At 73.8% G+C, this 9,516-nt stretch carries 10 protein-coding genes and 1 pseudogene; all 11 read right to left on the bottom strand.

The window, feature by feature from the left end; translation table 11 throughout:
- A pseudogene (locus K6I33_RS25730) lies at positions 1–174 on the bottom strand (class F sortase); the annotation flags it as partial.
- Positions 175–196: 22 nt separating this feature from the next.
- Positions 197–832: a hypothetical protein gene (locus K6I33_RS25725; protein WP_229356910.1), complete on the bottom strand. Its 636-nt coding sequence runs from the start codon at positions 830–832 to the stop codon at positions 197–199.
- A gap of 139 nt (positions 833–971) precedes the next feature.
- Positions 972–1,751, bottom strand: a complete 780-nt coding sequence (locus K6I33_RS25720) for an HAD-IIA family hydrolase (protein ID WP_229356909.1) — start codon at positions 1,749–1,751, stop codon at positions 972–974.
- Between the two features lie 131 nt (positions 1,752–1,882).
- Entirely contained in the window at positions 1,883–2,953 is a 1,071-nt protein-coding gene (locus K6I33_RS25715) for a 2-aminoethylphosphonate ABC transporter substrate-binding protein (RefSeq protein ID WP_229356908.1), read from the bottom strand.
- A 27-nt stretch (positions 2,954–2,980) separates the two neighbouring features.
- The gene (locus tag K6I33_RS25710) at positions 2,981–3,787 is read right to left on the bottom strand and encodes an ABC transporter permease (protein WP_229356907.1); all 807 of its coding nucleotides are present in this window, start codon (positions 3,785–3,787) and stop codon (positions 2,981–2,983) included.
- Complete coding sequence (locus tag K6I33_RS25705; protein ID WP_229356906.1) at positions 3,774–4,634, bottom strand: 2-aminoethylphosphonate ABC transporter permease subunit; 861 nt, start codon at positions 4,632–4,634, stop codon at positions 3,774–3,776. The genes K6I33_RS25710 and K6I33_RS25705 overlap by 14 nt, the downstream gene beginning before the upstream one ends.
- Positions 4,627–5,676, bottom strand: coding sequence for an ABC transporter ATP-binding protein (locus K6I33_RS25700; protein WP_229356905.1), 1,050 nt, complete (start codon positions 5,674–5,676; stop codon positions 4,627–4,629). The genes K6I33_RS25705 and K6I33_RS25700 overlap by 8 nt, the downstream gene beginning before the upstream one ends.
- Complete coding sequence (locus K6I33_RS25695) at positions 5,676–6,416, bottom strand: phosphonatase-like hydrolase (RefSeq protein ID WP_229356904.1); 741 nt, start codon at positions 6,414–6,416, stop codon at positions 5,676–5,678. Before K6I33_RS25695 ends, K6I33_RS25700 begins: the two co-directional genes overlap by 1 nt.
- A gap of 5 nt (positions 6,417–6,421) precedes the next feature.
- On the bottom strand, positions 6,422–7,543 hold the full coding sequence (locus K6I33_RS25690) for a TIGR03364 family FAD-dependent oxidoreductase (protein ID WP_229356903.1): 1,122 nt from the start codon (positions 7,541–7,543) through the stop codon (positions 6,422–6,424).
- A 99-nt stretch (positions 7,544–7,642) separates the two neighbouring features.
- Positions 7,643–8,410, bottom strand: a complete 768-nt coding sequence (locus tag K6I33_RS25685; RefSeq protein WP_229356911.1) for a GntR family transcriptional regulator — start codon at positions 8,408–8,410, stop codon at positions 7,643–7,645.
- Between the two features lie 66 nt (positions 8,411–8,476).
- Positions 8,477–9,340 (bottom strand): hypothetical protein, encoded by an 864-nt coding sequence (locus K6I33_RS25680; protein ID WP_229356902.1) that lies wholly within the window; start codon positions 9,338–9,340, stop codon positions 8,477–8,479.
- Between the last annotated feature and the right edge of the window lie 176 nt (positions 9,341–9,516).

The following is a 9,516-nucleotide window of genomic DNA, read 5'->3' as shown; positions in this document are numbered from 1 at the left end:
GGGCAGCGCGGGGTCGGCGGGCCGGCCCACGGCGGCCACGTCGCCGGTGGTGGGGGCGGTCGCCATGGGCACCTCGGTGATGTCGCGTCCCCACAGCCACAGCGCCACCAGCAGGGCGGCCCAGGCCGTGCCGGTCAGCAGCCGGCCGGTGCCGCCGGGGCGGTCCTCGTCCATGGCGGTCGCCCGTCCCTCGCGGTCAGCGCCGGGCCGCGGCGGTGCGCCGCCGGTGCCAGATCAGCGCGCCGGCGATGGCCGCGGTGGTGCCCGCAAGGACGAGGCCGGCGGTGTCGGGCGGTTCCACGGCGGCCGCGTGGGAGGTGCTGCCGCCGCCTCCGGCGGGGACGGGGGCGACGGGCGAGGAGTGGCCGAGCCGGTGGTCGCGGCCGGTGAGGGAGCGGTGGTCGTCACGGTCGGCGAGGAGGCCGGCGGCCGGGTGGTCGGCGTCGGGGTGGTCGCCGTGGCGGGCGTCGGAGCCGTCGGTGACGACGGTCAGCCTGCCCTCGGCCGTGGCCTCCGTCCCGTCGCAGCTGACCCGGACCGGGTAGGTCCCGGGGCGTACGGCCTCGCGGATGGTGGCCTCGGCGAACAGCCCGGCGGAGTCCTTGGCGAGCTTGGCGTCGGAGACGAACGCCTCGGAGGTGGCGGTCCCGCGGTCGCCGGCGCAGCCGGAGACCCTCAGCTGCACCTCGGCGCCGGGCCTGGTGGTGACGGGGGTGAGCTCCATGGTCCCGGACATGGTGACGGGCCCGTCGTTGGCGGCGGCGGGTCCCGCGCCGGCGACGAGCGCCGCCGTGAGCACGGCCCCGCAGAGGGCGGAGCGGACTGCGTCCATAGTGAACCTCCTGGTACTCCCGAGGTTCACCCGGTGATGTCCGTGGACGCATCCGCTCCGTAGCCGTATTGCTCCATTTGACGATCATCCAAGCCGGTCGGGTCAGCGCGGGGGGCGCGGGCCCGGCCGGGGCGGGGCGTCAGATGAGCTCGACGAGGTCCGCGATGGAGTCGACGACCCGGGACGGGCGGAAGGGGTGAAGGTCGACCTCCTCGGCCTTGGTGAGGCCGGTGAGCACCAGGAAGGTCTCCATGCCGGCCTCCAGGCCCGCCAGGATGTCGGTGTCCATCCGGTCGCCGATCATGGCGCTGGTCTCGGAGTGGGCGCCGATGGCGTTGAGACCGGCCCGCATCATCAGGGGGTTGGGCTTGCCGACGAAGTAGGGCTCGCGGCCGGTGGCCTTGGTGATGAGGGCGGCGACGGAGCCGGTGGCGGGCAGCGCGCCCTCGGCGGAGGGGCCGGTCTCGTCGGGGTTGGTGGCGATGAAGCGGGCGCCGTTGTTGATCAGGCGGATCGCCTTGGTGAGCGCCTCGAAGCTGTAGGTGCGGGTCTCGCCGAGCACCACGTAGTCGGGGTCGGCGTCGGTGAGGACGTAGCCGATGTCGTGGAGGGCGGTGGTCAGGCCGGCCTCGCCGATGCAGTAGGCGGTGCCGCCGGGCCGCTGGTCGTCCAGGAACTTGGCGGTGGCCAGGGCGGACGTCCAGATGTTGGGGACCGGGACGTCCAGGCCGATCCGCTTCAGGCGGGCGTGGAGGTCGCGGGGGGTGTAGATCGAGTTGTTGGTCAGCACCAGGAAGGGCTTGCCGGACTCCCGTAGCCGGGCGATGAAGGCGTCGGCCCCGGGAACCGGGATGCCCTCGTGCATGAGGACGCCGTCCATGTCGGTGAGCCAGGACTCGATCGGCTTGCGTTCTGCCACTGCGGGACTCCTGCCGTGCTGTGCCCGTCGCCGGGACGGGTCGGTGACGCCGGGACGACACCTCCCCCAGCTACCGCTGGGAGGTACCCCCAGACGTCGCCCGGCACCCCCAGCCTAATCAGCCCGCCTCGTCAGCTGCCGGTGGCCGTCTTCCACGCGCTGACATAGGCGGGCAGATTCCTGTCGATATCGGCCCAGTCGGGGCGGAAGACCTCCACGCCCTTCATGAGGTTCGCCAGGGAGGTGGCGCTGAGGTCGGTGGCCTTCACGTCCGTGCGGGAGGAGAAACCGCCGCCGACGCCGGAGACGGCCTTCTGGACGGGTTCGGTGAGGAGGTAGTCCAGGAATTTCCTGGCGTTCTCGCCGTGCGGGGCGTCCTTCACCAGTCCGGCCGCGTAGGGCAGGGCGAAGGTGGTGGGCTTTCCGTCGTCGCCGGCCGGGAAGAAGATTCCCTGGTTCGGCATGGACTTCATGTTCGCGAAATTCATCTGGACGTCGCCGTTGGCCACCAGGAGTTCGCCCTTGTCGACCTTGGGGGCGAGCTGGCCGGTCGACTTCGAGGGGCCGACGTTGTTGGCCTGGAGGTCCTTGAGGTAGGCCATGGCCTTGTCCTTGCCGCCCAGGTCGTGCATGGCCTTGATCAGGACGGCCGTGCCGTCGCCCGCGACGCCGGGCGTGGAGTACTGGAGCTTGCCCTTGAACTTCGCGTCGAGGAGGTCCTTCCAGGTCTTCGGCGGAGTGCCCTTCAGTTCCTTCGAGTTGTAGATGAAGCAGAGGTAATTGTTGGCGATCGAGGTCCATTTGCCGTTCGGGTCCTTGTCGCCCGCCGCGACGTTCTCGGCGCCCTTGGGCGTGTAGGCGCCCAACAGGCCCTTGCCGTCCGCCTGCTGGATGAAGGGCGGCAGGGTGACGACCACGTCGGCCTTGGTGTTGGACTTCTCCCGGTCCAGGCGCTGGACGAGTTCCCCGGAGCCGCCCTCGACGTAGTTGACCTTGATTCCGGTCTCCTTCCGGAAGTCCTGGAAGACCTTGTCGTAGAAGCCGGAGCCGTCCTCGGCCTTGAGGCCGTCGGCGCTGTAGACGGTGATTTCCTTGGCGTTCCCCGCGGCGGAGGTGCCGCAGCCGGTGAGGGCCGCGCCGAGGCACAGGACCGACAGCGCGGCGGCGAGCGCGAGCGGACGGGGCGTAAGGGAGCGGGGCATGACGTGTCGGACTCCTTCAGGGGTGGGCTAGCGGTAGGAGGCCCTCGTGCGGATCCGGGAGACCGCGGCCAGGACGAGCAGCGTCGTGCCCATGAGGACGACGGCGAGCGCGGCGCCCGAGAAGAGGGACCCCCGGTCGGTGGAGGCGAAGACCTTGACCGGCAGGGGCAGCCAGTCCGGCGGGTAGAGCATCATCGTGGCGCTCAGCTCGCCCATGGACAGGGCGAAGCAGAGGCCGGCGGCGGCCGACAGGGACGGCAGCAGCAGGGGCAGCTTGACCCGTCGCAGCACGTGCGCCGGGCTCGCGCCCAGGCCGGCCGCGGCCTGCTCGTACGCCGGGTCCAGGCGGCTCAGCGCCGCGGTCACGGACTGGTGGGCGAAGGCCGTCACCAGCACGGTGTGGGCGAGGACGACGATCGTGGGCGTGCCGTTGAGGAGCAGCGGCGGCTTGGAGAAGGCGACGAGGAGCGAGAGGCCCACGACCACGGAGGGCACGGCGACCGGCAGCATGAACAGCGTGTCGACGACCCGGCTCAGCCGGCGGGCCCGGGTGCGCAGCGCCTGGACGGCGAGGGCGGACCAGGTGCCGGTGGCCAGCGCCAGGGCGCTCGCCGCGAGGGCGGTCAGCAGGCTGGTGACCAGGGCGTCGAGCGCGTCGCCGCGGGCGACGTCCTGGTAGTGGGCGAGGGTCGCGCCGGAGGGCAGCGCGCCGCTCCAGCCGGTGGCGAAGGAGGCCGCCAGGATCACCAGGAACGGCAGTGCGAAGACGGGCAGGAAGACCGCGATGAAGGCGGCCCGGACGGCCCACCGGGCGGTGCGGCTATGCACGAGCACGTCGGACTCCGTTGGTGGGGGCGAGGAGGCGGTAGAGCCCGTAGAGGGCCATCGACAGGGCGATGTTCACGACCGCGACGACGCAGGCGCCCGTGTAGTCGCCGTCGAGGATCGCCTTGCCGTAGATGAGCGTGGGGAGCGTCGTCACGCCCTTGGCGCCGGTGAAGAGCACGATCCCGAACTCGTTGAGGCACATCACCAGCACCAGCGAGCCGCCCGCCGCGAGCGACGGCAGCACCTCGGGCAGGATCACCCGCCGGACGATCCGGGGCGCGGTGGCCCCGAGCGAGGACGCGGCCTCCAGCTGCGCGGTCTCCACCTGGGAGAAGGCGGCGAGGAGCGGGCGCATCACGAACGGCGTGAAGTAGGTGACCTCCGCGAGGAGTACGCCCCAGGGTGTGTGGAGGAAGTCGAACGGGCCGTGGGCGGCGCCGGTCGCCCCGGTCCACAGGCCGTTGGCCATGCCGACGGTGCCGTAGACGAAGAGCAGGGCGAGGGTGATCAGGAAGGACGGGAAGGAGAGGAAGACGTCGATGAAGCGGCTCAGCGCCTTTCCGCCCGGGAAGGGGACGAAGGCGATGACGAGCGCGAGCGCGAAGCCGAGGACGACGGCGCCGGCGGTGGCGCCGACGGCGATCAGGACGGTGTTGGTGAGGGCGTCGCGGAACGCGGTCTGGGCGAGGACGTCGCCGTAGGCGGACAGCGAGAATCCGCCGCCGTCCGGGGAGACGGACTGCCGGACGACCAGGGCCAGGGGGTAGAGGAAGACGAGGCCGAGGGCGGCGACGGGCGGGAGGGCCAGGGCCAGGGCGGCCCGGCCGGGCCGCCTCGCCCCGGGGCTAGCCACGTGCCACCCCCGCGGGCAGCAGCACCGCGTCCTCCGCCGCGAAGTGCAGCGCCACCTCCGCGCCCAGCGGCAGCGGCTCCCGCAGTTCGCGGACGTCGGCCTTCACCCGGTGGCCGGCCACGTCGACGTAGAGCCGGTGCGTGGCGCCGCGCCACTGGAGCTCGGCGATCGTGCCGCGCAGGGTGTTGGGCCCGGCGCCGATGCCGACCAGGTGGGGGCGGACGCAGAGCGTGGCCGAGGCCCCGGGCACGGCGGCTCCGGCCGCCACGTCCAGCCGGGTGCCGGCGAAGTCGGCGCCGCCGTCCCGGACGGTGACGGGCAGCAGGTTCGCGTCGCCGACGAAGGACGCCGTGAACTCGGTGCGCGGGCGGCGGTAGAGGTCGTGCGGGGTGCCGCAGTCCTGGAGGCGGGCGCTGTCCATGACGGCGATCCGGTCGGCGAGGGTGAGCGCCTCGACCTGGTCGTGGGTGACGTACAGCATGGAGACGTCGGGCAGTTCGCGGTGGAGCCGGGCGAGTTCGGCGAGCATGCCGGAGCGCAGCTGGGCGTCGAGCGCGGAGAGCGGTTCGTCGAGGAGGAGCACGCCGGGCCGGACGGCCAGCGCCCGGGCGATGGCGACGCGCTGCTGCTGTCCGCCGGACAGTTCGCGCGGGTAGCGCTTGGCGTAGGCGGTCATGCCGGTCATCTCCAGCGCCTCGGCGACGCGGGCGGCGATCCCGGCGCGGGGTGCCTTGCGGGCCTTGAGGCCGAAGGCGACGTTGGCGTCGACCCGCATGTGCGGGAAGAGGGCGTACTGCTGGACGACCATGCCGACGCCGCGCCGGTGCGGGGGCAGCGCGGTGACGTCCCGGTCGCCGATGAGGACCCGTCCGGAGGCCGGCTGGACGAACCCGGCGACCGCCCGCAGCGCGGTGGTCTTGCCGGAGCCGGACGGGCCGAGGAGCGCCATGACCTCGCCGGGTTCGACGGTGAGGTCGAGCGAGTCGAGGACGACGGTTCGGCCGTAGGCGACCGTCACGTTCCCAAACGTGATTCCGCTCATCAATCGCCTGCCACGGCGGCACGCTCGTACGCGGCGATGACGTCCGGCAGTTCGGCGACCGATCCCAGGACGTGGGTGGCGCCGGCGGCGAGGAGGGCGGGCTCGTCGTGGGCGCCGGTGAGAACGCCGGCCGCGAGGGCCGCGCCCGCGCTGCGGGCGCTCCGCATGTCGTACGAGGTGTCGCCCGCGACGGCGACGGCCCGGACGGAGTCGGCGGCCCGGGTGCGCAGCAGGGCCGTGAGGACCATGTCGGGGTACGGGCGGCCGCGGCCGCCGGCGTCGGCCGGGCAGAGGGTGAGGTCGGCGAGGCCGGTCCAGCCGAGGGCGGCGAGGATCGCGTCCTGGGTGACGCGGGCGAAGCCGGTGGTGAGGACGACGGTCCGGCCCTCGGCCCGGAGCCGCTCGATGGCCTCGCGGGCGCCGGGGAGCGGCGTGACGTGCCCGGCGTCGACGAGTTGCCCGTAGGCGGTCTCGAAGGCGGTGTTGGCGCGCTGGGCCTTCTCCTCGTCGCCGCCGAAGAGGTGGCGGAAGACGGAGATCTTCGATTCGCCCATGGTGGCGCGGACGTGGGCCAGTTGTGCGGCGTGCTCGGCGGTGCCGGGTTCGACGCCCAGGGCGCGGGCGGCGGCGTCGAAGGCCTTCTCGACCAGGCCGTCGTCGGCGACGGTCGTGCCGGCCATGTCCAGGACGACCAGGTCGATCTTCTCGTCCATGTGCTGTGTCTCGTTCCCGTGGTTCATGTGTGTCACCAGCCCAGCTCGTCGGCGGTGGCCTCGGCGATCGCCGGGGAGCAGGTCATGCCGCGGCCGCCGGGGCCGGTGACCAGCCAGACGCCCCTCCGCACCCGTTCGCGGTGGACGACGCGGGTGGTGTCCACGCACTGCGCGTACACCCCGGCCCAGCGGTGCCGGATCTTCGGCAGCGGCCGGCCGAGGAGTCCCTCGGCGACGGCGGTCAGGTGCTCGTAGGGGTCCTCGACGACGTCGAAGGAGAAGGGCTCGGCGTATTCGTGGGTGTCGCCGATGGTCAGGCCGCCGTCGGCGCGCTGGACCATGAGCAGCTGCATCTTGTGCCCGGCCGCCACCGGGGGCTGGGGCTTCGCCGCCGCCAGGGCGTCGAGGCGGGTGCCCGCGTAGGCGGGGTAGTAGCGGAAGCTGTCGGCGTCGGCGACGGAGGTGGTGAGCTTCTCGCCCAGCGGGGCGGTCTGCATCATCTGGAGCCGCACCCGGCGGACGGGGAGGGCGGGGGCGAGCTCGCGGACGAGGCCGCCCAGCCAGGCGCCCGTGCACAGGACGACGGCGTCGCCGGTGTGGAGGTCGCCGTGGTCGTCGCGGACGGCGCGGTCGCCGACGACCTCGCGGACCTCGCGGCCGCCGAGGAAGGTGTAGCGGCCGGAGGCGAGGAGGGCGTCCTTGAGGGCGCGCTGGGCGGTGCGGGGCTCGACGGCTCCGTCGCGCTCGCACCACAGGGCGCCGAGGAAGCCGCCGCGCAGGGCGGGGTTGAGGGCGCGGGCCTCGTCCGGGGTGAGCAGTCCGAAGCCGCGGGCGGCGGCGTCGGGGCGGGCGAGGGCGGCGCGGGCGACGGCCAGTTCGGTCTCGTCGGTGACGACCGTCAGGGACCCGTTGGGGCGGAAGCCGAGGGCGGGGACGGCGGCGCCGATCTCCTCCCACAGCTCCCGGGCGCGCAGGGCGGTCTCCAGCTCCTCGCCGGCCGCCCGGCCGCCGACCCAGACCAGGCCGAAGTTACGGACGGAGGCGCCCCGGGCCTCGGCCTCCCGCTCGATGTGCACGACCTCGTGGCCGCGCTGGACTGCCTGCCAGGCGTGCATGGTGCCCAGCACCCCGGCTCCGACGACTATGACTCGCATGACTCGAACAGTCGTCGGGTGCGGTGTCGTGAAGGCGGCCGCACGGCGACGCGGTGGTGAACGAGCCGTCAAACTTGGCCTAGACCCGTTATCGTTCCGTTATCCGCGCGACTGGTCCCCACCGCTCAGGTGCGTGGTGAACGAGAACCGGTCCCCCCGGTACAGCGACCGCACCCGCTCCAGCGGGCGGCCCTCGGTGTCGCGCGAGACCCGGTGGATCAGCAGCATCGGCAGCGCGGGCGGCGTGCCGATCAGCAGCGCCTCGCGCGGGGTGGCCAGCACGGTTTCCAGGCGTTCGTCCGCGTCGCCGAAGGAGATGCCGAGACGCTCGCGCAGATAGCCGTAGAAGGACGAGTCCGGGGCGAACTCCGCGTCCAGCGACGGCACTCGCGCCACCGCCACGTACGTGCTCTCCAGCCCCACCCGTTCGTCGTCCGCGAGCAGGACGCGCTCCATGTGCCAGACCGGCTCCCCCGGCGTCACCCCGAGGTCGGGGGCGAGGCCGTCCGGGCAGGGGAGACGGTCCAGGCCGATCAGGGCACGGCCCGGGCGGCGGCCCTGGCGGCGTACACCCTCGGTGTAGCTGGCCAGGGACAGCGGCTGCTCCAGCTTGGGCCCCGCGACGACCGTGCCCCGCCCCATGCGACGCAGCCGCCCCTCCAGCAATAGCTCGCGCAGGGCCTGGCGCACGGTCTCGCGCGAGACCTCGAAGCGCGTCGCGAGCTCGCGCTCGGCCGGCAGCGCGCCGCCCTCGCCCAGCTCGTCGAGGAGCGCGGCCACGCGCGTCTTGACCGCGTAGTACTTGGGGATCCGGCCGTGTTCCGGGATTCCCGCGCGAATGGGTGCGCCGGGCCGCTGACCTGCCATGTCGTGGGGGTGCGTGTGCGTGTTGTCCACGGCGCGATCCTCGCACCCCCAAGTGACGCCCCGGCGTCAGCGGGTCAGCCGCCGCGCCCCGACCACCAGCGCCGTCCCGGCGATCAGCAGGGCGAGGGCGGCCGCGCCGACGGCGAACACGGGCCGTTCGTCACCGGTGTCGGCCAGCCCCGGCGGCCGGAGGTGGGCGGCGGCGTCGGGCCGCGCGGGAGCGGTGGCGGCCGAGGGCGTCGCGGCTCCGCCGCCGGCCCCGACGGCGAACGTGTAGTCGCCCGACTCCCCCACCCACGCGCCGTCGTCGCCGCGCTTCTGCACGGCCGTGACATTGACCGTGACCGGCCCCTCGGGGGCGTCGCCGGCGAAGCCCAGCCGCAGGGGCACGGTGACCGAGCCGTGGGCGGGCACGGTGAAGCCGGGGAAGGCGGGCGCCTCGCCGCCGGGGGCCGGTGAACCGCCGTCCAGGACACCGACGTTCTCCGCCTCGTCGGTCCGCTCGAACCGCACGGGCAGCCAGCGGCCGTCCCCCGGGTCCCGGAAGTCCAGGTGGAAGTCGGCGGGCTTGAGGGCCCGGCCCCCGTCGGCGAGGACCGCGACGGGGTGAATGGCCCGGCACTCGGTGGCGGTGGCGTTGCGCAGCTCCAGCCGCCAGGTGCGCGGGGTGCCGCCGCGCTCGTACCCGGCGGGGCCGCCCTCGATCCGCGACGTGATCGGGAACTCGCTGCTGTGCGGGTCGCCGCACTGCTGCCGCCCCGGGTCGGCGGGCGGCCGTGCCGCGCCGACGGCGCCGAGCGCGAGCACGGCACCGCAGACGAGCAGGGCACGGCGGGGGGCGGAGCGGGCCGACGACGTGGACGGCCGGGACGACGTGGATGGCTGTGGCGGCTCGGGCGGCTGGGACGGCTGGGCTGACGGCACGGGCATCGCGGGCCTTTGCGGCTGGGGGCTCCGGTCGTCCGCAACCTTCCACGGCCCCCGCCGCCGGGGGCGTACGGCACGGCCCCGTACGGCCGACCGGGCGTCAAACGCCGCCCGATGAGCCGACAGTCGTTTGATCCGGTCGGGTCATTCGGCCGGGCGGGTGAGCGCCGCCGGGGCGG

The sequence above is a fragment of the Streptomyces sp. UNOB3_S3 genome, assembly GCF_020740895.1.
Taxonomy (GTDB): Bacteria; Actinomycetota; Actinomycetes; order Streptomycetales; family Streptomycetaceae; genus Streptomyces.
Note: the sequence above shows the minus strand (reverse complement) of the source record. Positions and strands in the feature narration are given on the sequence as shown.

Bases quoted from the DNA above. Each gene is read 5' to 3' on its own strand.
- K6I33_RS25680 (WP_229356902.1), bottom strand. From the start codon at position 9,340: ATGCCCGTGCCGTCAGCCCAGCCGTCCCAGCCGCCCGAGCCGCCACAG.
- K6I33_RS25685 (WP_229356911.1), bottom strand. From the start codon at position 8,410: ATGGCAGGTCAGCGGCCCGGCGCACCCATTCGCGCGGGAATCCCGGAA.
- K6I33_RS25700 (WP_229356905.1), bottom strand. From the start codon at position 5,676: ATGAGCGGAATCACGTTTGGGAACGTGACGGTCGCCTACGGCCGAACC.
- K6I33_RS25715 (WP_229356908.1), bottom strand. From the start codon at position 2,953: ATGCCCCGCTCCCTTACGCCCCGTCCGCTCGCGCTCGCCGCCGCGCTG.
- K6I33_RS25690 (WP_229356903.1), bottom strand. From the start codon at position 7,543: ATGCGAGTCATAGTCGTCGGAGCCGGGGTGCTGGGCACCATGCACGCC.
- K6I33_RS25695 (WP_229356904.1), bottom strand. From the start codon at position 6,416: ATGAACCACGGGAACGAGACACAGCACATGGACGAGAAGATCGACCTG.
- K6I33_RS25725 (WP_229356910.1), bottom strand. From the start codon at position 832: ATGGACGCAGTCCGCTCCGCCCTCTGCGGGGCCGTGCTCACGGCGGCG.